At 71.6% G+C, this 23,027-nt stretch carries 16 protein-coding genes; 1 reads left to right on the top strand and 15 read right to left on the bottom strand.

Annotated features, from left to right (window positions below):
* Positions 1 to 656: 656 nt before the first annotated feature.
* The 13 genes from AB0K67_RS32875 to AB0K67_RS32815 form a co-directional block, all read right to left on the bottom strand.
* Complete coding sequence (locus tag AB0K67_RS32875) at positions 657 to 2,810, bottom strand: hypothetical protein (protein ID WP_364068008.1); 2,154 nt, start codon at positions 2,808 to 2,810, stop codon at positions 657 to 659.
* Positions 2,807 to 3,715: a hypothetical protein gene (locus AB0K67_RS32870; protein WP_364068007.1), complete on the bottom strand. Its 909-nt coding sequence runs from the start codon at positions 3,713 to 3,715 to the stop codon at positions 2,807 to 2,809. The genes AB0K67_RS32875 and AB0K67_RS32870 overlap by 4 nt, the downstream gene beginning before the upstream one ends.
* Positions 3,712 to 4,368: a hypothetical protein gene (locus tag AB0K67_RS32865; RefSeq protein ID WP_364068006.1), complete on the bottom strand. Its 657-nt coding sequence runs from the start codon at positions 4,366 to 4,368 to the stop codon at positions 3,712 to 3,714. The genes AB0K67_RS32870 and AB0K67_RS32865 overlap by 4 nt, the downstream gene beginning before the upstream one ends.
* A 273-nt stretch (positions 4,369 to 4,641) precedes the next feature.
* Positions 4,642 to 5,931, bottom strand: a complete 1,290-nt coding sequence (locus tag AB0K67_RS32860) for a cytochrome P450 (protein ID WP_364068005.1) — start codon at positions 5,929 to 5,931, stop codon at positions 4,642 to 4,644.
* 184 nt (positions 5,932 to 6,115) lie between these two features.
* Positions 6,116 to 8,725, bottom strand: a complete 2,610-nt coding sequence (locus AB0K67_RS32855; protein WP_364068004.1) for a hypothetical protein — start codon at positions 8,723 to 8,725, stop codon at positions 6,116 to 6,118.
* Between the two features lie 41 nt (positions 8,726 to 8,766).
* A complete protein-coding gene (locus AB0K67_RS32850) occupies positions 8,767 to 9,645 on the bottom strand; it encodes a carbohydrate ABC transporter permease (RefSeq protein WP_364068003.1) in 879 nt (292 codons plus the stop codon).
* A complete protein-coding gene (locus AB0K67_RS32845) occupies positions 9,642 to 10,577 on the bottom strand; it encodes a sugar ABC transporter permease (RefSeq protein WP_364068002.1) in 936 nt (311 codons plus the stop codon). Before AB0K67_RS32845 ends, AB0K67_RS32850 begins: the two co-directional genes overlap by 4 nt.
* Positions 10,578 to 10,587: 10 nt before the next feature.
* Positions 10,588 to 11,910, bottom strand: a complete 1,323-nt coding sequence (locus AB0K67_RS32840) for an extracellular solute-binding protein (protein ID WP_364068001.1) — start codon at positions 11,908 to 11,910, stop codon at positions 10,588 to 10,590.
* Positions 11,911 to 11,951: 41 nt separating this feature from the next.
* Positions 11,952 to 14,162 carry an alpha-galactosidase gene (locus AB0K67_RS32835; protein ID WP_364068000.1) on the bottom strand — a complete coding sequence of 737 codons (2,211 nt, stop codon included), beginning with the start codon at positions 14,160 to 14,162 and terminating at the stop codon, positions 11,952 to 11,954.
* Between the two features lie 802 nt (positions 14,163 to 14,964).
* A complete protein-coding gene (locus AB0K67_RS32830) occupies positions 14,965 to 15,246 on the bottom strand; it encodes a peptidase inhibitor family I36 protein (protein WP_364067999.1) in 282 nt (93 codons plus the stop codon).
* A 449-nt stretch (positions 15,247 to 15,695) separates the two neighbouring features.
* A complete protein-coding gene (locus AB0K67_RS32825) occupies positions 15,696 to 16,745 on the bottom strand; it encodes a LacI family DNA-binding transcriptional regulator (RefSeq protein WP_364067998.1) in 1,050 nt (349 codons plus the stop codon).
* A gap of 601 nt (positions 16,746 to 17,346) precedes the next feature.
* Complete coding sequence (locus tag AB0K67_RS32820) at positions 17,347 to 18,582, bottom strand: lectin (RefSeq protein WP_364067997.1); 1,236 nt, start codon at positions 18,580 to 18,582, stop codon at positions 17,347 to 17,349.
* 103 nt (positions 18,583 to 18,685) lie between these two features.
* The gene (locus AB0K67_RS32815) at positions 18,686 to 19,252 is read right to left on the bottom strand and encodes a CGNR zinc finger domain-containing protein (protein ID WP_364067996.1); all 567 of its coding nucleotides are present in this window, start codon (positions 19,250 to 19,252) and stop codon (positions 18,686 to 18,688) included.
* An 85-nt stretch (positions 19,253 to 19,337) separates the two neighbouring features.
* Between AB0K67_RS32815 and AB0K67_RS32810 the strand changes: the two genes are divergently transcribed.
* Positions 19,338 to 20,216, top strand: coding sequence for an alpha/beta hydrolase (locus AB0K67_RS32810; protein WP_364067995.1), 879 nt, complete (start codon positions 19,338 to 19,340; stop codon positions 20,214 to 20,216).
* On the opposite strand, the gene AB0K67_RS32805 is transcribed toward AB0K67_RS32810, so the two are convergent.
* Together AB0K67_RS32805 and AB0K67_RS32800 are read right to left on the bottom strand one after the other, a co-directional pair.
* The gene (locus AB0K67_RS32805; protein WP_364067994.1) at positions 20,197 to 22,716 is read right to left on the bottom strand and encodes a polysaccharide lyase family 8 super-sandwich domain-containing protein; all 2,520 of its coding nucleotides are present in this window, start codon (positions 22,714 to 22,716) and stop codon (positions 20,197 to 20,199) included. The genes AB0K67_RS32810 and AB0K67_RS32805 overlap by 20 nt on opposite strands.
* Before the next feature lie 127 nt (positions 22,717 to 22,843).
* Positions 22,844 to 23,023, bottom strand: a complete 180-nt coding sequence (locus AB0K67_RS32800; protein WP_364067993.1) for a hypothetical protein — start codon at positions 23,021 to 23,023, stop codon at positions 22,844 to 22,846.
* Positions 23,024 to 23,027 lie beyond the last annotated feature (4 nt).

The raw sequence follows: 23,027 nt of genomic DNA, 5'->3' as shown, positions 1-23,027 counted from the left end.
GTCGTTGCTGCTGGCCTGGGCCTCCTTCGACGACCCGATCACCGCGCTGCTGACCGTATACCTGTCGTCCCTCGTGCTGGGCGGTCTCGGCGACGGCTACGGCGACTACCTGGCGAACCTGGGGATCAACCTGCTCTTCGCCGCGGCGGTCCTGGCGGCCGTGACGACGGCCCGCCGCCTGGCAGGCCTCAGGCGGCCGCGGCCCGGCCTGGTCAGAGCCGTCTCGCTGCTGGTGCTCATCGCGCTGCTGGCGTTCGCCACCGCGCAGTTCCTTGTCCTCGGCATGGCCCTCATCGGGCTGTTCTTCCGCCCCGCGCTGGGCAGGCTGCTCGACGGGGCGCTGACCGGCGCCTTCTACCTGGCCACCTTCGCGGTGGGCACGCTGCTGGTCGCCGGGATCGAGCCGGCCATGGCGCTGGTGCTCGGCGGCGCGGCGTTCGCGGCGCAGGCCGTCGTCGGCGGCCTGCTCATCACCCGGGGCCTGCCCCTCCGCGACCGGGTGAGCCTCGCGCTCGGCCAGCAGAACGGCATCACCGCGATCCTGCTGGCGCTGACGCTGACGCCCGGCTACCCGCGGGCGGTGGCGATCATCGCGCCCGCCGTGCTGGTGGTGAACGTGCTGCATTTGGCGGCCAACAGCGGCCTGCGGCGAGCGGTCACGGCCGTACGGCGGAGATCACTCCGTTCAGCACCCGGCGGCCCAGCTCGTCCAGCACCCGGGTCCGCTCGTCCGGTCGCGGCGGACGCGTCGGACCCCGTTCAGGAGCCGCCGAGCTGAGCGGCGCAAGCGGCAGCGATTGCACGGTCACCTCGAAGGTGCGGCAGATCGCCCGTAGCTCCTCCTCCTGGGCGGGGCTCAGCCGCCCCGGCGGCGCGCTGGCCAAGAACCGCGCCACCCGCTCCTGAAACGCCCGCACCAGCAGCCGTTGCACCATGGCCGCGCCGGCCGCCTCCACCAGTTCCCGCGAGGCCAGCCGCCGCCGGGCGCGCAGGCTGTGCTCGCCGCCCGCCGGGTCGTCGAAGACGTCGTGCAGCAGCCGGTCGAGCTCGCCGGTGTCCTCGGTGACTGCGCCGGCCCGCTGGAACTGCTCGGCCACGGCCGGCGGCAGCGCCGTGAGCCCGGCTTGCGCGGAGCCGGACGACGGGGCGGACCTGAGCCCGGCGACCGACGCGTGCAACTGGTCGATCATGTTCTGGGTGGCGCTCTGCTGCCTGCTCAGCCGGTCCATCCGGCGGCGCAGGCCCTCCAGCACGTTCTCCTCCGCCGCGGCGGCCAGCCGGCCGAGCGCGCTCTCCAGCGTCTCCCTGAACCTCCTGCCGAAGTCCTGCATGTTGAACAGCAGCGGCTGGCGGCCGGTCAGGCCAGACACCTCGGCCCGCATCCCCGTGGCGAGGTGTCCGTTGACCACGGTGATCACCTCGCACGGCATCCGGCCGGCCCGCACCGCGGCCACCCGCCGTCCGAGCTGGGCGTCGTCGCCCTCGCTCAGCAGGGACCTGGTGACGAGCACGGCGACCGCGGCCCGGCCGTCGGCGTAGCGGACCCAGAAGTCGATGGGGTCGGTGTCGGCCGCGAGCACCACGTCGGTGCGGAAGTCGAGCCCGCTGTCCTCCAGGATGCGGCGTACGGTGGTGGTCACCTCCCACGGCTCGAACTCGTGGCGCTGCCTGACGGCCTCCCTGATCGTGGTGGTGGTCACCGGCCTGCCGGTCGGCTCGACGATCGCCTGCGCACGGCGGAACAACGAGAGGATCTCGCGCGGGTTGCCATCGGTGAGCTGCACCAGCGACTCGGCCACCGCCTCGCTCACCTGGTGGCCGCGCTTGGCGATGAGCTCGACCGTCTCCTCGCGGCCGAACGGCGAGGGCGTGATGATCCGGGTGCGCTGAAACGTGCCCCTGCTGACCAGCGGCAGGCTGTCGGTGGGCCCGCAGTAGATCAGCAGCCCTCTGGCGTCGATGAACACCTTGACCAGCTCTTCCAGGGAGTTGACCGCGTCGCGCGCGGCCTGGCCCTCGCCCCCGAGCAGCTTCTCGAACTCGTCGATCACCAGGACCGTGCGGCGGCGCATGCGGCCGCTGAGATAGACCAGCACCGACAGGGTGTGGTAGGCGTCGGCGGAGGTGTGGAGCTGGCGGTGTACGCCCCGCGCCTTCAGCTCGCGGCTCGGGGGAGCGCCGCTCAGCCACTCCCACACCGCGTCGGTCAGCTCGTCCATCACCATGAGCGCCAGCGCCGTCGCCCACACCGAGTGCTCGGTCAGGTGGCTCAGCACGCGCCGCAGCTCCTCCTGCAGCACCCGCTTGGCCAGGTGGAAGTGCTCGACCACCTTGCGCGGGTCGATCGTGCCCTCGCGCAGCCGCGACCGGATCTCCTCGGCCAGTTCGGGCCCTGCCTGGTCGTCGCCGATGCCGTCCGCGGTCACCTGACCGTAGTAGTCGATGACGAGGTCGTGCAGCCGCTCGCGGCCGAACTGCTCCAGCAGGATGTTGCGGAACAGGTAGCCGAACTCCGAGTGCGGGGTGTCCAGCTTGAGGATGACGGCGTCCTCGTGGCTGCGCGCGATACGGTGCAGCAGGGACGTGGCCAGGTGCGTCTTGCCCGACCCCAGGTCGCCGATCAGGGCAAGGGCGCGGCCGGACTCGCCGAGCCCGCCGCCGCTCGTCGCGAGGTAGCCGTCGACGAACCGGTGGGCGCTGTCGAAGGCCGGCGTGATCACGGTGATCCCGGTGGGATCGGCGTCGTCGGCGAGGCGCAGGGTGTAGGTAACGGGGACCTCGGGCTCGCGCGGTCCTGGGCCGGTTGTCATGACTGCCTGTCTCTTTCCCACTCGGCGAGCAGGCGCGGCACCAGCTTCTCCTTGAACGCCTTGATTTTCTCGAAGGTGATGTTTTCCGTGCCGTATTCGTCGAAGAAGACCGCCAGGTGTTCAAGGGCCTGCCTGGGTGTTGTGAAGTCGCGCACCGCTGCCGAGAGCTCGTTCATTTCCGCGTCCCCTAGGGAGACTTGACGTTTGACCAGAATTTCGCGGATATCGCTGCCCCCGCCGTCCAAGGAACCGATCGGCAGGAAAATCGTATGGCAGGTGGGAAGCCTGCCGAAGTGATGGGCGAGCTTGCCGGCGTCGTCCGAGTCGGACTCGGCGAAGAAGACCATCCGCCGGCGCGCCAGCTCCTGGAAGCCGCGCACCCAGGTGAGCGGCAGGTACGCGGGAAGGAGGATGACGGCGACTCCGTTGCGCTCGTTGAGCACATCCCTGATGCGGCCGAAGGCCGCATTCGGATCATCGGTCGTCTCCCGCAGCGACGCCACGTCCTCATGGACGGTCCACTCCTCCTCCTCCAGGAGGACGGTCATCTGGCGGGCCAGCCACAGCGCCATCTGGTGGAAGTCCTCGCAGTCCTGGTGGCCGGTCGCCTGGCTGTAGTCGGCGACGCAGACACGCTCCAGCTCGATCTCCTTGGCCAGCCGATAGGCACAGCGCTGGACGAAGGTGCTCTTGCCCGCGCCGCGCCGGCCGTACACCAGGATGAGGTGGCCGCGGACCAGGATCCGCTCCGCGGTGACCGCGGTGCCGAAGCGCTCGTTGAGCAGGTTGTACATGCCGTCGATGAACGCGAACAGCGGCAGGTGGTCCACCCGCTCGTCGAAGAAGAGCAGCGGCCCGGTGTAGGGGGAGCCGTCGGGGCTCGGCGGGTGGATGGGGTTGGTCATCGGCGGCGCACTTCCAGGTGGAGCCGCAACCGGTGGCGCAGCGCCAGGTTGACGGCCGCCAGCCGCTCCGCCAGCGCGGTCAGCTCGGGCTCGATGTCGCTGTCGTGGGCCCGTTCACGGGTGAGGCGCTCCAGGAGCAGCCGCCGGGCCACCGGCACCTGGCGCCAGCCGGGGCGGAAGCGGCTCACACGGGCCAGCTCGGCGGCCAGCTTCTCGTGGCTCTGCTCGTACGGCCCCGCCTGTGGCGTCCGGCCGGCCTGCAGGGCGGTACGGTACTCGCGCGCCGCCACGAGAAAGGCGTCGGCGGCGTCGCCCAGGTCGTCGGCGTGCTTGACCGCCAGCTCCGAGGAGTTGCGCCATTCGGTAGAGATCAGTGCCACCAGCCCGCCGGCCAGCACGGGAAGCAGGATGGCCACCGCGGCGGGTAACGGGCTCTCCGGGGACTTGGGCGGGGCGACGTAGGTCATGGCCCGGCAGGCCCGGGTGAAGGCGGCGCGGTCGGTTCTCGACCATGTGATCGGGTCGAGCGTGGCGGTGGGGGTGACGATGCGGTCTCCGGCGGCGGTCAGGCGGTGGTCGAGCGCCGCTGCCGCCGCCGCCAGCTCCGTTTGCCGAGTGGGGGAAAGGCACTGCACGATCTGGTCGTCACGCAACGGCTCCGCGGAATTCGAACATGCGGACAGCGAAATGAGGGCGCCGAAGAGCAGTGACCAGCCGGACACCCTCAAACGTCGCATACCTCATTCCTCGCCTCGCCGGTAATCGCCACGATAACCGGCCATCCGGCGTAAGCGTGAGATGTTCATGGTTCGTCATATGACAGCACAGAAAACCTTCCTGTGGAAGGGTGCTTTTCGTACGGGGCGGACGATGGAACGGCACATTCATGCCGTTTACGGAGCACTCGCCCCAAAGCGCGAGGCGGCTCAGCGCGGTGCCGGCGCCAGGCGGTAGCGGATCGGGAGGCGCTTCAGGCCGCCGACGAACGTCGTCGCCGTCCACGCCGGCTCCCCGTCCGGTTCGATGTCCCGCAGGCGCGGCAGCAGCGCGGCGAACAGCGCCTCCACCTCCATCCTGGCCAGCGCCGCACCCAGGCAGTAGTGCACGCCGGTCCCGAACGCGAGGTGCCGGTTCGGCTCGCGGCCGACGTCGAAGCGGAACGGCTCGTCGAAGACGTCCTCGTCGCGGTTGGCCGACGGGTACGACAGCAGCACCGACTCGCCCGCCGCGATCGGCACCCCGCGGACCTTGGTGTCGGCGGCGGCCGTGCGCATGAACGACTTGACCGGGCTCACCCAGCGGATCATCTCCTCGACGGCCGCCGGCAGCAGGCCGGGGTCGCGGCGCAGCCGGTCGAGCTGGTCGGGATGGCGGATCAGCGCCTCCAGGCCGCCCGCCACCGTGGAGCTGGTCGTGTCGTGCCCGGCGGTGGCGATGAGGATGTAGTACGAGGCGATCTCGTTGTCGGTGAGCAGCCGCCCGTCGATGCGGGCATGCGCGATGTGGGAGGCCAGGTCGCCGGTGGGGCGGGCGCGGCGCTCGGTGATGAGGTCGTGGAAGTAGACGAACAGGTCCTCGAGGGCGGTCGTGTAGCCCGCGCGGCTGCCGGCGTCGCGCCCCTTGTCGCGGTCGTCGTGGCCGAACAGCTCCTGCGTGAGCCGCAGCATGAGCGGATAGTCGGACTCGGGCAGCCCGAGCAGCGCGAGGATCGCATACAGCGGGTACGGCGCGGCGATCTGCTGCGCGAAGTCGCAGGACGGGCCGAGTTCGGCCATGAGGTCGACGTGGCGGCGGGCCAGCTCGCGCACCCGCTCGCCCATGTCGCGCATGGCCTTCGGGCGGAACCAGTCGGCGGCGATCGCCCGCAGCCGTCGGTGCTCGGGGTCGTCGAGGTGCACGAGGCTCGACAGCGCCCTGCCCCGCGCGCGGCGGGCGGCCAGCTCGGCGTCGAGCACGGCGGTGCGCAGCACCGGGCGGGGCGCGTTCAGCCAGAGCGTGTGGTCACGCTCGATGGCGTTCACGTCCTCGTGCCGGGTGATCGCCCAGAACGGGTTGTAGCCGGGCGCCCGCACGTGATGCACGGGGGCCTCACGGCGCAGCAGGGCGAGCGCGGCGTGCAGGCGGTGCTCGTCGGTGTAGGCGTCAGGGGTGGCGAGCGCCCTTCCCGCCTCCTCGATCGTCATGGCGAGGCCGGGGCGCGGCGTGGCAGGCGACATTGGCGGGCTCCTGGTCTGCGGGCGTGCGTACGGGTGGTGCGCCGCCTGCTGGGGAGGAGGGCTCCCGAGCTGCGGTGGAACAGGAGCCCGTCCTCGGCGGGACCGGCCCCGCCTGCATTATGCCGCCGGAAACGCCGGCGCGCCGGAGCCCGGCGGACTCCGGCGCGCTGTGTTCACGGGTACGTCAGCGGCGGGCCGAGTTGTCCACCTCCGCGACGAACCTGGCCAGCTCCACCCGGTCCACGTTCGGCCCCGGCCCGTCGGCGTTGCCGAGGACGAGCCCGCCCTGCCGGGTGGTCAGCGTCAGCGGCGTGGCCTGCGACCAGAAGCCGTCCCAGGCGTAGTTGTGCCGGAACACGCCGCGCACCGTCGCGCCGCCGTCCTCGGTGATGTCGAGGTACCGGCTGATCACGTCGGTGTTGTACGGGTGCCCGGTGTTCCTGTCGGCGTTGGCGTAGTGGACGACCAGCACGTACTCGCCGGGGCCGAACCCGCCGGGCCGGTCGAAGGCGAGCGTGTTGCCGGGGCCGCCGCCCAGGTCGCCGACGTACGCGCCGCGCGAGGCGTTCGACGCGCTCGTGGGCGGGACGGTCACCACCGTGGCGGTTCCGGCGAGCCGCGCCTGCTCGGCCTCCACCGCGTGCACAGTCTCGTCCGCCTGGGCGGCCCTGGCCGTGGTCAGCGTGCGCAGCTCGAGCCCGCCGGGGCCGCCCACCTCGACCTTGCTGATCCCGGCGGGCAGGTAGATCCGCGCCCGCGACGCGCCCTCGCCCGGCCGGGTGACGCGCAGGCCGGGGACCTGCCGTCCGTCCACGGTGACCCGCAGGTCGCCGCGCCCGGCGGCGTGATAGGCGAAGGTCAGGTCGTGGTAGCCGTCCTCGCGCGCGGCGACGAAGTACGTGGCCCGCGCCGTGCCGCCGAGGACCACGGCCGGCCCCTTGCCGCCACGGGTGATCTTCGCGCCGCCGGACAGCCGCGCCTCGTCGGCCCCGTGCACCGCCCGGTGCGGCCCGGTCACCTCGGTCAGGTCGAACTTGTCGAGCGTCACGTCGCTGCCCGGCAGCCGCGTGCCGTCACCCGCGCTGGTGCGCAGCGACAGCTCGTGCGCGCCCGCGCTCAGCTCGATCTCGACGTCGGTACGGCCGCGGTAGGTCCAGCCGAGGTCGGCCGGGTACTGCACGATCTGGTCGAGCCTGCCGTCCACGAAGAGCGCGTGCCGGCCGGGCGCCTTGTTCGTGCCCTGGTAGATGCCCAGGCGGTAGCGGCCGTCGCGGGGCACGGTGACGCTGAACGTGACGGCCGAGTCGTCCTGGCTCATGCCGCCGACGTCGCGCTTGCCGGAGGTGGCGTAGAGCTGCGGGTCGGCGGTGGTGTCCTGGTCGAAGACGCGGGCGGAGGTGAGCGTCGCCGACTCGGCCTCCACGGACACCGACCAGGGCGCGTTCGCGGCGGGCGCGGGGCCGCTCGCCGGCACGACGGTCACCCGGTAGGCCGCCATCACGTCGCCGCCCGGCACGTCCACCCGCAGCTCGCCGCCGGACACCTTGGCCCGGGTGGCGGCCACGACCGGCGGCTCCACGGCGTCACCCTCGTAGCCGGTCCAGGTCGTCTTCGACACCACGACGTCCACCCGGTCGCCGAAGACGCGGCGATCGAGGCCGGACAGGTCGAGCCTGACGGGCGCGGCGCCGCCGCCGACCAGGATCGTGCCGCGCCGCGCCGGCTCGTCGATCGCCGCCACGGCCTGCACCGTGTCGGCCTCGTTCAGGCGCGGCGGGGTCGTCTTGACCGTCTGCCCGGTCAGGTCGGCGTACCACTTGAGCAGCCACCAGCCGCCGTTCGCCTGCCGGGTGCGCACCGCGTGGTCGCCGAGGTTGCCGGCGTACGTCCAGTACGCCATGTCGGCGTCCACCTTGGTGTCCTCGAACAGCGAGATCCACTGGATCATCTGGCCGGGCACCGACATGTCGCGGCGGTTGCCGTACTCGTCGATGTTGATGGGCAGCGGCCCGATGCCGAGCTCCCGCTCCATCGCGCGGTAGTGCTCGTAGTGCCCGCGGTATTCGGCGAGCCGCTCGCGCTGCAGCTCGTGCCAGGCCATGATGTCCGGCAGGCAGTGGTCCTGCCCGGCGCAGGGCGTGTCCTTGGCCCAGGTGAGGAAGTCGCGCAGCCGCTCGGGACGGTAGAACGCCTCGTTCGGGCCGACGATGCGGGCCTTCGGGTCGATCGAGCGGATGCGCTCGTACACCGCCTTCCAGTCGGCGAAGAACCGCTCCTTCTCAGTGGCCCAGTCCTCGTACCAGATCCAGTCGGGCTCGTTGAACGGCACCCACACGAACCGGTCCTTGTCCTTCGGCCGCTCCTCGACGACCTTGCGGACCATCGTCTCGACCTTGGCCAGGTAGTCGTCGATGCCGAGCTCCTGGTACGGCCACCGGCTGTAGACGTCCTGCATGTAGATCACGACCTCTTCGCCGCCCGCCGCGAAGAAGCCGTCGGCGACCGCCAGCGCGTCGCCGTTGGGATGCTGCTCGCCGTCCGGGGCCTTCTGCGCGACCGTGCGCGGCCGGGCGCCGGCCAGCAGGCTGTCGCCGGGCACGCCGGGGTCGGACAGGGCGTACAGGCCGCCGGTCGCGCCGCCGTACACGGGGCCGGTGCGCTGCGAGAAGTCCACGGCGACCACATCGGGCGCCGCGGCGGAGGCCGAGGCGGCGGTGGCCGGGGCGAGCGCCGCCAGCGTCGCGACGGACAGTGCGGACGCCAGGGCGGGCCGCGCTAAGCGGTGTCTGGGCATGGAGGAACCTCCTCATAGGGGGTGCGACTAGGGACGTGGCTCTACTTGACGGCGCCGCCGGTGATGCCGGAGATGATCTTGCGCTGGGCGACGGCGAAGACGGCCAGCAGCGGCAGGCTCATGAGGATGATGTAGGCGAAGATCAGGTGCCAGTTGTCGAGGTACAGCCCGGCGTTGGCCACCTGGAACAGGTTCAGCGGCAGCGTGTCCAACCGGCCGCCGATGACGAAGAAGGCGTAGAAGACGTCGTTCCAGACGTACAGGCAGATGAGGATGGTCGCGGTGGCAAGCACCGGCCGCAGCAGCGGCAGGATGACCGAGAAGAACACCCGCAGCGGGCCCGCGCCGTCCATGCGGGCGGCCTCCTCCAGCGACAGCGGCACCGTACGCACGAAGCCCGTCACGAAGAAGATCACCGTGGACATGTAGATGCCGACGTACACGCCGATCATGCCGACCGGGCTGCCCGCCAGGCCGAGCAGGCGCAGCAGCAGCACGATCGTCACCACGGCGGGCGGCAGCACGATGCCGCTGATCGCCAGCGCGTACAGCACGGCGGTGAACCGCGAGGCACGACGGGCCAGGATCCACGACGCCATCGACCCCAGCGCCAGCACCAGCACCACCGACGGCGCCACCACCAGCACGCTGCCGATGAACGCCTTCGGCACCTCGCCCTGCTCCCAGACCTGGGCCAGGTTCTCCCACAGATGCCACTGCGACGGCAGCGACAGGTCCGGGGAGAGCGCCTCCGCCTGCGACTTGCCCGCCGTGACGACGACCAGCCACAGCGGCACGCCCATGACGAGCAGGACGAGCACGACCACCGCGACCGGCCGCAGCCGCGCCGCCAGGCCCCGCGAGATCGGCGGGCCGGCGGCACGCCGCCGCCCGGGACCGCCGAAGACAGGCGCCGTCACAGGATCTCCTCCCTCTTGCGCAGGATCCGGATCACCGGGAACGCCAGCAGCGCCACCATGAGGAACAGCACCAGGCTCATGGTCGTGGCCTGCGCGAACAGGCCCTGCCCGAACGTCCGGTAGATGAAGATGTTGAGGATCTCGGTGCTGCGGGCCGGGCCGCCGCCGGTGAGCGCCTGCACGATGTCGAAGCCGTTCATCGAGCCGAGCAGCGCCGTCGCGACGTTGAACGTCACCGCCGGCGCGAGCAGCGGGAAACGCACCGCCCAGAACGCCTGCCAGGGCGTCGCACCGTCGATGCGCGCCGCCTCCGAGACGTCCTCCGGCACCGACTTCAGCCCCGCCAGGTAGATGAGCATCGACAGCCCCATCCACTTCCAGGCGTGGATGACGGCGGCCAGCACCAGCGTCCACGTGGTGCTGCCCAGCCAGGCGATCTCCACCTGCTCGCCGGTCAGCGCCGACAGCAGCGCGTTCAGGCTGCCGTCCGGCTTGAGCAGCGCCTGGAAGACGTACCCGACGGCCAGCGCGGACATCAGCACCGGGATGACGAACACCAGCCTGGCCGCCCTGTTCAGCCAGGTGTCCCGCTCCAGCAGCACCGCCAGGCCGAAGCCGAACAGGTTCTGAAACAGCGCCACCAGCGCCGCGTAGATCACGGTGATGCGCAGCGACCCGAACAGGGTGCCGTCCGACAGCAGCGTGCGGAAGTTCTCCAGGCCCACCGGCCTGATCTCGCTCTTGAAGCTCGACCAGTCGGTGAACGCGTAGATGAAGTTGAACAGCGTCGGCAGGAAGAAGAAGACGAACAGGATCGCGAAGGCCGGGACGAGGAACCACAACGGATGGGTGCGGCCCCGCCCCGCCCCGGCGGGCGGGCGGCGGCGCGTCTCCTGGCCGGACGGCACGGTCTGCTCCTTGGTGAGAGACACGGGTACGGGGTCAGAAGCCGGGCGCGCCCGCGGCCTTGGCGAGCTGCGCGAACTGCTTCTGGGTCGCGGCGGCCACCTGCTCGGGCGACAGGCTGCCGGTAATCATGTCGGCCAGGTTCAGATACAGGTCGGGGTTCGCGACCGCGAGCGACTGCATCGACCCGACCGACTCGCCCAGCGAGGCGTGCACGTCCTTCAGCGCCTGCGGCACCCCGTCCGGCGTCGGCACGTCGGGCCGCAGCGAGACCGTCTTACGGTCGTCGACGAACGTCTGGTAGCCCGGCCCCATCCAGTACGCCAGGAGCTGCCGCGCCGCCGCCTCCCGCGTGGCATCACCGGTGCGGAAGGCCACCAGCGCGTTCGACTGGTCGGGGATCGACGTGGCGACGTTGCCCGACGGCGAGATCGGGAAGAAGCCGATCTTCTCGTCCAGCTCGGCGGTGTCCGCCATCGCCTGAAGCTGGCCGAAGAACGAGTTGACCTGCACGACCATGGCGGCCTTGCCGGACAGCAGCGCCTCGCCCTGGTCCTCGAACGTCGCCGTCTTGATGTCGTCGTTGAACAAGCCCTCGTCGATCAGACCCTTGTACGTCTTGATCGCATCGAGGATCGTCTTGTCCTCGAACGTCTCCTCGCCGGTGTTGATCCGGTCCCACAGCCCGTTCTTGGCGGCGTCGGCGAGCTGCACCTGCACCCACCACTGGGTGGCCCACTTGTCGCCGGCCATCTCGAAGAACGGGGTGACGCCCTTGGCCTTGAGCGTGCGGGCCAGCTCCACCATCTCGCCGAACGACTTCGGCGTCTCCTTGATCCCGTTGGCCTCGAAGACCTTCTTGTTGTAGTAGACGCCCTCGACGGCGGGGCTGGTGATGAGCGCCGCGTACCGGGTCTTGTCCAGGATCCCGGTGATGTCGCGCAGCTCGGGCGAGAGCTTGTCGATCCAGGGCGCGCCGTCCAGCGGCTGCAGGTTGGCGCGGGCGTTCAGCGCGGTCAGCATCGACGCCGTCGGCTGCCAGAACGCCAGGTCCGGCTTGTCGCCGGTGGCCACCTTGGTCTGCACGCCCTGCTCGTACGGGTCGGGGACGGTGACCACCTCCACCGTGGCCCCGGTGGCCTTCGAGAAGGCGTCGGTGATCGCCTTGGGGGTGGTGGTGCTGTTCTGGGCGGCCCAGATCGTCAGCGTCACCCCGTCCAGGCGGGCGGTGGGCTCGGGCCAGGCGGCCGGGGCCGAGTCGGTGGTCGCCGCCGGCCCGGCGGCGGGATCGCTGCAGGCGGTGAGCGCCAGGAGCGCGCTCGCCGCGACCATGATCGCGGTACGGGGGGCTCTACGCACGGTTACGTCGTCCTTCGGTCTCATAGCGCCGGTTCGGTGGGCTAGCGGGGGCGGAGGTGCAGGATGCGGGCGGTGGGCGGCGGGACGTGGGCCGTGACGGTCAGCTCGGCGGCACCCGGGTCCCAGTCGAGGCGCCAGCCCCCGGCCTGTGCCGGGTAGGCGACGGTGGCCTCCAGGTCGCGGCCGCGGAGGTGGGGGAGCGAGAGCACGGTGGACTCCGGCGCGCCGGGCCGCCTCCAGACCGTCACGTACGTGTCGCCGCTCGCGCCGGGGCTGTTGCGCGGGCCGCCGTCACTTCGTGGGCTGCCGTCGCCTGTCGGGATGGCGTCGCTTCGTGAGGTGCCGTCGCTCAGCGGGCCGCCGTCACTTCGTGGGCTGTCGTCGCGGAGGGCGAAGGCGAGCCAGGGATCGTCCCAGCCGGGCAGGCCGAGCGGCCAGCACGCGGTGGCGCGCGGCAGCACCGGGCGCAGCCGCCGGTGCACCGCCACGCCCTCCTTGACCAGGGCGAGCCTGGGGCCGTCCATGCGGTGCAGGTTGCCCGACAGATAGAGGCGGCCGAGTATGCCGGTGCACATCGTGAACGCCACCTCCTCCTCCGTCATCTCCGGCTGCGGGTAGGCCCAGTTGGCGGCCTGCTCGGGCAGCACCGACAGGGGAGCGGCGGCCGCGATCGGCGGGTAGCGCAGGAAGTCCTGCTGGTCGCTGGTGGACTGGAGCTGCAGGCGGGAGAGCATCGCGTAGTCCATGCGCATGGCGCCCGAGCCGCAGTTCTCCAGCACCAGGTGCGGGTGGCGGTCGAGCACCGACTCCAGCCAGGCCAGGTGGGCCCGGTTGTGCCCGAGCAGCCCGGCTCCCGCGCTGGGGGCGTCCACGTCGGTGCCCGCGCCCGGGTTGATGTTGTAGTCGAGCTTGAAGTAGCCGACGCCCAGTTCCGTGACCAGCCGGTCGATCACCTGGTCCACGTGCGCCACCGCGGCGGGATGGCGCAGGTCGAGGTGGTAGCGGCCGTGCTCGGCCACCCGTACGCCGCCGCGCTGCAGGAACGCCTCGTCCGGCAGTTTGCCTGCCATCGGGCTGCGCACCCCGATCACCTCGGGCTCCAGCCACAGGCCGGGCGTCATGCCGCGCTCCCTGATCCGGGCCAGCACCTCCTCGATGCCGCCAGGGAACCGGGTGCTCGACGGCCGCCACTCGCCGACGCTGTCCCACCAGTCGCCGCCGTCGTCGTACCAGCCGGCGTCCACGCAGAACACCTCCGCGCCCGCCTCGGCCGCCGCGTCGATGAGCGGCAGCAGCTTCTCCGTGGTCGGGTCGCCCATCAGCGTGTTCATGTAGTCGTTGAAAACGAGCGGCAACCTGTCCCGGTCGGGGTGGGGGCGCAGCGACGCGCGACGGTGCGCGGTCAGCGCGGCCGCCGCGCTTTCCAGGCCGTCGCCGGACACCGCCACCGACACCGGCACCGTGGTGAACGACTCGCCGGGCGCGAGCGGCTGGCTCCACTGGTGGTCCAGGTCCGTCGGGCCGGACAGCGCGGCGTACACGCCGTCCAGCCGGTCGCCGACCTCCCACCGCCAGGGGCCGTTGTGCTCGATCTGCCACAGCCACGTCCGGCCCGAGCCGCGCTCGGCCAGCCCGCCCATCGGGACGTACCGGCCGCTCGACCACGTGCCCAGACTGGTCAGCGCGTACGCGCCCCGCCCGTGGCCGTGCCCCTCCAGGCCCAGGTCGGGCAGGTGGCCGGCGAGCGGCTGCCTGGTCCAGCGGCTCTCGCCGAGCCAGGCGCTGCCCGCGTACAGGACGTCCAGATCGGCCGCCTCCAGGCCGTGGAATCCCGCCGCGAACGAGGTCACCGCCAGCAGCAGCACCGGCTGCGCGCCCAGGTTCGTCACCCGGACCGACGACCGCAGCGCCGGCACGCCCTCGTACGACTCCAGCAGCAGCTCCGCGCCCAGCCCCGACGACTCGTCACGCAGCCGCACCCGCAGCTCGTGCCGGCCGTCCTGGACCGAGCGGTCCGCGCCCGCGTACCGCAGCCGCAGGCCCACCGCCGTCTCCGACAGCCGCTGCGAGGCCCGCGCCCGGCCCTCGCCGGGCACCAGCACCTCCACGACCGGCTGGGACGTCCGCATGGGAGCCGCCGCCCCGCCCGGCGACAGCTCGCGCAGCGTCACCGGGCGATCCTGATGGATCTCCAGGGCGACCGCGAGACCCGAATGGCCCCAGCGGAGGGTCTCCACGACATCAGCAGGCATCAAGCTCTCTCTTTCGGCGTCACAGGGGACCGATCGCGGTGGCAGGGTTCGCGCGTACTGTCCTGGACGGGTGGGCGCTCCCGCAGTCATGTGACCGGTCACACGCCCGTCAGTGTGAACGGTCACACGGCCCCTGCGAAAGCCTTCTTTGCCGATTCGTTACGCACAGGTTTCCTGAGCGCGCGGCCTGGAACGAAGCTGACCAGGGCGCTGACCAGCAAGGTTGTCGGTGCTTCCGAGTCTGCGACGCCGCCTGTCGCATCCACGAATGGACGGAGGCGATGGTCTGGAAGGAGCCGCGGAAGAGGCTGCCAACGGGACGGAAGGCGAGCCGGCCGACCGCTGGCAGGAGCGGTGCGGCCGCCGACCGTGCGGCCGAGATCCCCTGGCCCATCGCCCGCGGCCCGGGGTCGGCGAGCGCCCAGCCTTGGGCCGAGCGCTAAGACGGCCGCGGCGATCCCTGCGCCAGGGGGCTCGGGAAGAAGGGCACGATCGAGTATCGGGTGCAGTACTAGGAGTAGTCGTCTCCAGGTGAAACCCGATGTCGTGAGACACGTGAGGCGCTGAGAATCGCTCTCAGCGCCTCACATTGCGACTGGCCTACGGAACGACCGGGGTGGCGCACGACTTCGGGCCTGGCCTGACGTTCTGCTCGTCATGGCCGCCCGCCTCGCCTGTTCGGCTCGGCCGTGATCCCGCCGATGGCCTCCCGAATCCGTGTGCTGCGCGCTCGGAGTTCGGCAACGCGACCACCCCTCCTCCTTCGAGCTCGGGCGGGCGCGTCATGCCCATGACGCAGCCGTCAGCAGGTGCGGGCGATGGCGTCGACCTTCTCGCCGAAGTTGGTGTCGTACGCCCTGGCGTAGTGGCCGGGCCTGACGCCTCGCCTTTCACGGCTGCCGGTGTCAATGAAGCAGCCTGAGGCGTTGGCGTAGAAGGAGTGGACGTGGTTGCGCATGTTGGCCGGCAACGTGCGATAGCCGTCGCCGGGGCTCCACTTCCACGGGACACCGTCGAAGTTCCGGTCCCGCCACAGGCAGATGTTGCCTGTGGGACAGCCCGCTGCCGCTCGCGTCAGGCTCACCTGTGCGGTGAGGGTAATCAACTCTCGGCGAGATGGCGCGGACGAACGAGCTGCCGAAACCGCGTACTGAGGCGACCGTCCGCACGCGCTCTCGCAGCGGGGCGGGACTTCACACGCGCACGGGACAGACCTCCGGCACCATGCCGGCAGGGCGCCGGACCCGGCTCCGCGTGCCGATCGGTCGCCAGGTGAGGCGCGAAGTGGGCTGGTGAATCGGCGTGGTGCGCAGAGCCGGCCTGTTGTGCGCGTGGCGGAGCGGTGTCACGCCGAATCGGGTGGTGCTCCACGAGCTGGATGCCGCGCCGAGCACATGGGACGCGCTGCGTTGGGGCGTGCGGATACCGAGAGCCCTCCAGAGCGAAGTTCGGTTCGCGCCCCTTCGCTGGCGATGCCGCTTGCCCGGTGCCGCCTGTCCTGTGTGGGCTGCGCCGGGAGCAAGGCGGGATGGGTCAGGTGGTAGGGGGTGGGGCGGTGGATTCGCGGATCATCAAGGCCGGGGGGACCAGGCGGGGCACCGGTTGCGGGAGGCCGGAGAGTTCGGCCATGGCGGCGTCGAAGCAGGCGCGGCCGAGGCCGGGGAAGTCCATGCGTACGGTGGTCAGCGCGGGCGTCCAGTATGCCGCCCCCGGGATGTCGTCGAAGCCCACGATGCTCACGTGACCCGGCACGTCCTTGCCCGCGTCGTACAGCGCCCGCCGGACGCCCTGCGCGATGTCGTCGTTGCCGCACAGAATGGCGGTGACCTGCGGGTCGGCGGCCAGACGGCGGCCCGCCTCGTACGCGGAGGCGATGTCCCACCCGCACCCCAGCACCTCGGGCACGGCCGCCCCCGCGGCGGTCAGCGCGTCGCGCCAGCCCGCCAGGCGGCCGCCCTGCCCGACCTCGGACGGGATCGCCACGTGGTGCACCGTGCGGTGGCCCAGGTCGAGCAGGTGCCGGGTGGCGTCGGCGGCGGCGCCGCGCTCGTCGAGCGCGATCGCGACCCTGCCCCGGTCGGGAGCGGCGGGTTCGGCCACCGCGACGGCGGGCACATGGGCGGGCAGCGCCTCCAGCACGGCGACGCCGATCGCGTCGAAGGCGATCACCACCACCGCGCCGGCGCTGGCGTCGCTGACGTACTCGACGGCCTGCCGCACCTCCGCGGGCTCGGCCGACTCCACGACCCTGACGCCCACGGACATGCCGGCCGCGCGGGCCGCCTCCTCGATGCCCTGGAGGGTGGCGGCGTAGCCGTACAGGACGGTGTCGGAGGTGACCACGGTGATGCCGCGAGCCCGGCCGAGGCTGAGCGCGCGGGCCGCGCGGCTGGGCCGGAAGCCGAGCCGCTCGATGGCCGCGAGCACCGTGGCGCGGGTTTCCGGGCGCACCCTGGGCGAGTCGTTGAGCACGCGCGAGACCGTCTGGTACGACACTCCGGCCTCGGCGGCGACGTCCCTGATGCTGGGCACGGCCGCGTCGCGGGCGGCCGCGCGAGACGCGCGCGGGGGAGTCGGAGTCACCTCCACATCGTATGACCTGATGATCCGCGCTCATGCCGGGCACCGTCCGTCCGCCTCGTCTTCGAGTTCCTGTCGGTCCGGGAACGTCCGAACTTCACATCGAGAACACGCTCTCTCGCATTCGAGCCCTTTTCGCAGGTGCCAATCGTCCTTTGGTGAAAGGAAATCACCTGGCTGAACGTGTGCCGGCGGGTGGGATTTCGGCGCGACGGGTCAGGGTGCCGCCCGGCCTGTTCGAGAGGTCAGGTGAGACGGGCGCGCGCGGAGTGATCAGGGGCCTGACGCCTAGTGCGGACCCGTGGATGGTCGAGGTGTGCGGGCGCTCGGGCGGCCGGCCGGAAACGGGGCCGATGGGCGTGGGAAGTGCGCAACGCCTCCTGGCGTAGGTCGCGTGATAGGGCTGGCTGGTGGTGGGTGCCGGGGGACCGTCCCCCACGGCCTGTGCCTTGGCGGTGCCGGCCTGCGCCCACCCTGACCGGCCGGGTGGGTGCGGCCGGCCTGCCCCATCCCGACCGCCGCGTGGGGTGGGCGGTCGGGATGGGGCCGCGCGGTGCGGGTGCACGGGGCCTTCCAGCCGGTCACGTGCGGGACCCCGATCGGGTCAGGTGCGGGTCCAGCGCTGGTTGGTGCCGCCCGTGCAGTCCCAGATCTGCAGGCGGGTGCCGTTGGCGGAGCTGACGTCGGTCGCGTCGAGGCACTTGCCGGACTGCGGGTTGACGATCTGCCCCGTGCCGGAGTCGTACGTCCAGCGCTGCGCCCCGGTGCCGTTGCAGTCGTAGAGCTGCACCTTGGCGCCGTTCGCCGTGGAGCCGGCGGTGACGTCCATGCACTTGCCGAGCGCGCGGACGGAGCCGTCGGAGTTCCAGGTCCAGGACTGGGCGGCGGTGCCGTTGCAGTCCCAGAGCTGGATGGGGGTGCCGTTGGCGGTCTCGGCGCCGGCGACGTCGACGCACTTGCCGCCGATCCCGGTGATCTGGCCGCCGGAGCCGCCGCTGTCGGTGGGCGGGGCGTAGACGCGGACGTAGTCGACGGTCAGCGTCTGCGGGAACGTGGTGGTGCCGTCGGGGTAACCGGGCCAGTCGCCGCCGACCGCGACGTTCATGATCATGAAGAACGGGTGGTCGAAGACCCAGCGGCGGCCGCCCAGGTCGGCGGGGGTGCGGCGCTGGTACTCGACGCCGTCCACGTACCAGACGATGAGGTTGGGCGACCAGTCGACGGCGAAGGTGTGGAACGCGTCGGCGAAGGGGGAGCCGATCGTGTAGCCGGCGCCGATGCCGCCGCCACCGCTGTAGCCGGGGCCGTGGATGGTGCCGTGGACGGTGTTCGGCTCGCGGCCGATGTTCTCCATGATGTCGATCTCGCCGTCGTCCGGCCAGTTGGTGCCGCCGAGCATCCAGAACGCCGGCCAGATGCCCTGCCCGCGCGGCAGCTTCATGCGTGCTTCGAACCGCCCGTACGTCTGGCTGAAGGTGCCGAGCGTGAGCAGGCGGGCGGAGGTGTACAGGCAGGTGCCGTAGTGGCACTGGTAGCCGGCCGGGTTCTCGCGGCGGGCGGTGATCACCAGGTTGCCGTTGCCGTCGAGGGCGGCGTTGCGGGTGCTGTCGGTGTAGTACTGGTGCTCGTTGTTGCCCCAGCCGCCACCGCCGATGTCGAAGCGCCACTTGGAGCCGTCGACCGGGCTTCCTGCGGGACCGTCGAACTCGTCCGACCACACGAGCGGGCCGGGGGCGGGCGCGGCGCTCGCGGTGCCGGTCATGGGGACGACCAGCGCGGCGATCGCGGCGAGGACGGTACCGATGGCGAACAGCAATCTTTTGCGGGGGGTGCGTGCCATGTGGGTTACCTCATGGGTCCACGGGGTGTGAGTTTACGGAAACCTTCCGGCAACGTGAGCGCTCCTGTCAAGAGAGCGCTCTCTCGCTTTCCCCCGCCCGTTTTCAGGCTGGCTTGTGCCGCTGGTAGTGGCGGGCGACGCGGACCCGGTTGCCGCAGCGGGCGGCGGCGCACCAGCGGCGGCGCGGATGGGCGGGCAGGAACAGCGTCACGCAGTCGTCCGCCTCGCACTTGCGGATCGTGGCCACCGCCGGGTTCGCCAGCAGGTCGGCGGCAGCCTCGGCGAGCCAGGCCGCCAGTCGCTCCGCCGCGGAGCCGTCGCGCCTGCGGGTGGCGGTGAGCGCGCCGTCATCCCAGGTCAGCTCGGTGACGGCGGGCGCGGCGCGCTGGGCGCGGTTGATCGCGTCGAGGGCTTCCTGAGGCGGTCGCTCGCCCCGCCGTACGTGCTCCAATGCCCGTGCCGTGTGACCGCGCAGCTCGCGTGCGGTCGCCAGCTCGGGCTCGCCCAGGTCGGCGGCGGCGAGGTCGCGCGCCTCGGGGAACCGGGCGGCCTCCAGGTCGAGCCAGGCGCGCAGGCTCTCCGGCGTGGCCAGGTGCTCACCGTCGGCGTTGCGGGTGTTGACCAGGTCGAGCGCCAGGGGCTCGCCGACCAGGGGACCGGGGTTGTTCATGCTTCTAATGCTACCTGACGCATTTGACGCATTAGGAAGCATACGGGTAGACCTAATGTGTCAGCCGCTCAGAAAGGCATTAAAGATGACCGCACCAGCCCGCACCGCGCACCGCTACGTGGACGTCGAAGGAGTCCGCGTCTTCTACCGCGAGTCCCTGCCCGACCGGGCCGACGCGCCCGTGCTGCTGCTGTTGCACGGCTTCCCGTCCGCCTCGCACCAGTACCGCGCGCTGTTCGACCGGCTCGGGTCCCGCTACCGGCTCATCGCGCCGGACCACCCGGGCTCCGGGCACACCGAGGCGCCCGCCGGTTACACCTACTCGTTCGACCGGCTCGCCGACCTCACCGAGGGCTTCGTCCGCGCGCTCGGCCTGACCCGCTTCGCCCTGTACGTCTTCGACTTCGGCGCCCCGATCGGCTTCCGCGTCGCCGAGCGGAACCCCGAGTGGATCGCCGGCCTGATCGTCCAGAACGGCAACGCCTACGCAGACGGCCTGTCAGAGGCCGCCCGCGACCTGCTCGCACAGCGTCCCGACACGCCCGGCGGCCCGGAGCGGGTGCACGCCGAGCTGACCCTGGAGGCCGTACGCGGCCAATACCTCACCGGCGTCCCCGACCCGAGCCTGGTCGCGCCCGACAACTGGACGCTCGACCACCACTTCCTCGGCCTGCCGGGGCACAGGGAGGCCCAGGCGGCGCTGCTGTTCGACTACCACACCAACGTCGAGAGCTACGACCGCTGGCAGGCGTGGCTGCGCAAGCACACCCCGCCCGCCCTCATCGTGTGGGGCGAGAACGACCCGTTCTTCACCGAGGCCGGAGCCCGCGCCTACCGGCGCGACCTGCCCGATGCCGAGCTGCACCTCTTCGACACCGGGCACTTCGCGCTGGAGACGCACGCCGAGGAGATCGCCCCGCTCGTCGCGGGCTTCCTCGACCGGCTCAACGAAGAGTGGCGGTGAACGTACGGCCGTACGCGTGCCGGGTCGTCGCCTGCACCAGGGTGCCGCCCGGCACTCGCCGTACGGTGACGCCCTCGTCGGCCTCCGCCACCCGCAGCGGGCGGCCCGGCACGACCACGGAGACGCGGTCGCGCTTCATCGTCGGGTCGGACAGGGCGACGGACGTGCGTCTGCCGGACTCCCGCACGATGACCGAGGCGGGACCGTCCACGAGCAGGCGGCCGGCCTGGCGCGGGCCCTTGGAGAAGACGTTGCACGCGATGATGCCGAGCTTCTGGTGCCGCACGGCCTGCACGTGGCGGTTGTTCGCCAGCACGCTCACCGGGCCGCGCGCGTAGCGGCGCAGCGCGTCCTCGGTGGCGTTCGGCACCAGCGCGTACGCCAGCTCGCCCTCGCCCGCGATGGTGGCGGTGAAGACGTTCTTGGTGACGGCGGTGTCGGGGTTGCCGGTCCGCACCACCCTGCGGCTGCGGGTGACGGTCTCCAGCCCGGCCGCGACCGGCCGCCGGTCGAGGAAGACGTAGCCGATGGAGGTACGGCGGGTGCCGTTGGCGTAGCGCAGCCACCGCAGGGGCGTGGCCGCGCCGCCCGGCCGCCAGCCGCGCCCGTCCCAGCGCTCGCCGGTGAGCGTGACCGCGTCGCCGGGCGCGGCGATGCGGCTGTCGACGGTCGTCACCACGTCGCGGCCGCCCTGACCTGCGACGTCCGCCGCCAGCACCACGATCTCGTCGTCGAACATGAACCACGACTTGGTGGCGCGGGCGTTGCGGTAGGCCACGAAGTCGTCGGGCAGCAGGCCCTGCTGCTTGGCGGTGTAGGCGACGTCGTCCGACTGCACCATGCCCGCCACGCCGTACGCGCCGAGCGTGGCGCCGCCGGAGAAGGCGTTCTCGCCGCACGGGAAGTACACGTAGGTGTTCTGCGACTCCGACGACGAGGTGAAGTTGAGCGGGTGGTCCGGGTTCTCGTACCACAGCCGCCCGTACAGCTCGGGGACCGTCCGCCGCTCCTCCACCGGAGCGGTCACCCCGGCCAGCCGGTACGGCGACACGGTCGTGTAGTAGTCGACCCCGTACACCTGCCCCTGGTCCTCGCCCGACAGGTAGAGGTAGTAGGCGCCGTCGCCCTGGAACCAGGGCATGAGGTTCTCGCCGCTCATGTACTCGTACTTGCTGATCCGCTCCGAGCTGCGGGCCAGCGCGAACGCGTAGCCGGGGCGGCGGTGCACGGTGCGGTCCATCGCGTTGAACGCCACCGACCGCGCGGGCGGGTTGAGGTCGGCCGCCGGGATGGACGCGTCGGCGCGCACGGCGGCGTAGCGGGCGATGCTGCCCGGCGAGACGAAGGCGGTGGTGTCGGCGGCCGGCAGGAATTTGAGGTACTTCTTCAGCGGCAGCGCGTCCTCGACGTGCTCGGTCAGGTCGGCGATGGCCTCCACGACCACGTTGAGATCGGTGTAGCCGCTGGCGGTACGCGAGACCGCCCGCCCCTTGACGATCTCCATCATCCAACCCTCGAAGATCAGCGGGGCGAAGCCGTCGGTGATCCACCGGTACACCACGGACGGCAGATCGCCGGAGCCGGACGTGACGCCCTGCAGCATGTTGAGCGTCTGCACGACGCGGGTCAGCAGGGCGCGGCCGTACGAGCCGGTGTAGGCGACCGAGTGGTGCTGGATGAACGAGCCGTCGGCGTAGTAGCCGTCGGTGTTGCCGTGCTGCAGGTTGTACGGATCGATCGTGGCGAACACCGTGGACTGGTCGGCGATGGCCTTGTTGACGCGGGCGTCGTCGCCGGTCAGCGCGCCCTGCAGGATGCGGTTGGCGGTGATGTCGGCCAGGTTCGCGCCGGTGTGGAAGCGGGAGTCGAGGTCGACGTCGCCGTCCTTGCCGTTGCGCAGGTAGGCGTCCATCGAGGCGATGTACGGCGCGGTCAGCTCGCCGCGCAGCTCCTCGGGCAGCAGGGCGAGGGTCCTGCTGACGTGGGTGGGGATGCCGATCTCCCAGTTGTGCCAGTTGCCGTAGTAGCCGGCCGACTGGTCGCCGAAGTAACGCTCGTGCAGCCAGGCCAGGCCGTCGGCCACCCGCCGCGCGGCGGCGGCGTCGCCCTCCAGCGCGCTGCCGGGGGCGCGGGTGGCCAGCGCGATCTCGTACAGGTACTGGTAGGCCAGGCGGAGGTTCACGTCGTCGGTGCCGAGCGCCAGGCCGGCGAACAGCTCGCCGTCGCCCGCCTGGTCCATAGCGGTCAGCCGCTGCCTGGCGGTGCCGGCGATGGCGGCGAGCTTGCCCGCCACTTCGGGGCGGGCGTTGACCTCGGGGGTGCCGGCGAGGATGGCGACGGAGTTGGCGAGCAGCCGGGCGTGGTCGATGGCCTGTGCGGCGGCCGTGCCGGTCATGACAGGGCCGGTCATGACGGGGCCGGTCGTGGCGGCGCGGGCGGGGGCGGCCACCGCCAGCAGGCCGGTGGCGGGGACGAGGGTGAGCACTTGGCGGCGGGACATGTGCGGCACTGCGAACTCCAGGCCGTTGGGGGGATACGCTGGGGCTCACCGTACATGATCGCCGACGCGCTTCACAGGGCGCGAGCCGCCTCCGTGGGGGTCTCCGTGGGGGCTCCGAGGAAGGCTCTCACCACTGCTTGATGCCGACGACCGTGATCACGACCGCGAGCAGCACCGCGAAGGCGATCACGATCGCGGCCGCCGCGACCGACGCCCGGCGCAGCGCCCGGTTGACCCGCCGCTGGTGCCGCATGGCACGACGAACCGCCCGCTCACCTCTTAATCGGGCGATATCCGTACGATCCATGACG

Source organism: Nonomuraea sp. NPDC052634 (assembly GCF_040678535.1).
Classification (GTDB): Bacteria; Actinomycetota; Actinomycetes; order Streptosporangiales; family Streptosporangiaceae; genus Nonomuraea; species Nonomuraea fastidiosa.
Note: the sequence above shows the minus strand (reverse complement) of the source record. Positions and strands in the feature narration are given on the sequence as shown.

Excerpts from the sequence above, each read along its gene's own strand:
- AB0K67_RS32875 (WP_364068008.1), bottom strand. The coding sequence starts at position 2,810 with ATGACAACCGGCCCAGGACCGCGCGAGCCCGAGGTCCCCGTTACCTAC.
- AB0K67_RS32870 (WP_364068007.1), bottom strand. The coding sequence starts at position 3,715 with ATGACCAACCCCATCCACCCGCCGAGCCCCGACGGCTCCCCCTACACC.
- AB0K67_RS32860 (WP_364068005.1), bottom strand. The coding sequence starts at position 5,931 with ATGTCGCCTGCCACGCCGCGCCCCGGCCTCGCCATGACGATCGAGGAG.
- AB0K67_RS32855 (WP_364068004.1), bottom strand. The coding sequence starts at position 8,725 with ATGCCCAGACACCGCTTAGCGCGGCCCGCCCTGGCGTCCGCACTGTCC.
- AB0K67_RS32835 (WP_364068000.1), bottom strand. The coding sequence starts at position 14,162 with ATGCCTGCTGATGTCGTGGAGACCCTCCGCTGGGGCCATTCGGGTCTC.
- AB0K67_RS32820 (WP_364067997.1), bottom strand. The coding sequence starts at position 18,582 with ATGGCACGCACCCCCCGCAAAAGATTGCTGTTCGCCATCGGTACCGTC.
- AB0K67_RS32815 (WP_364067996.1), bottom strand. The coding sequence starts at position 19,252 with ATGAACAACCCCGGTCCCCTGGTCGGCGAGCCCCTGGCGCTCGACCTG.
- AB0K67_RS32810 (WP_364067995.1), top strand. The coding sequence starts at position 19,338 with ATGACCGCACCAGCCCGCACCGCGCACCGCTACGTGGACGTCGAAGGA.
- AB0K67_RS32805 (WP_364067994.1), bottom strand. The coding sequence starts at position 22,716 with ATGTCCCGCCGCCAAGTGCTCACCCTCGTCCCCGCCACCGGCCTGCTG.
- AB0K67_RS32800 (WP_364067993.1), bottom strand. The coding sequence starts at position 23,023 with ATGGATCGTACGGATATCGCCCGATTAAGAGGTGAGCGGGCGGTTCGT.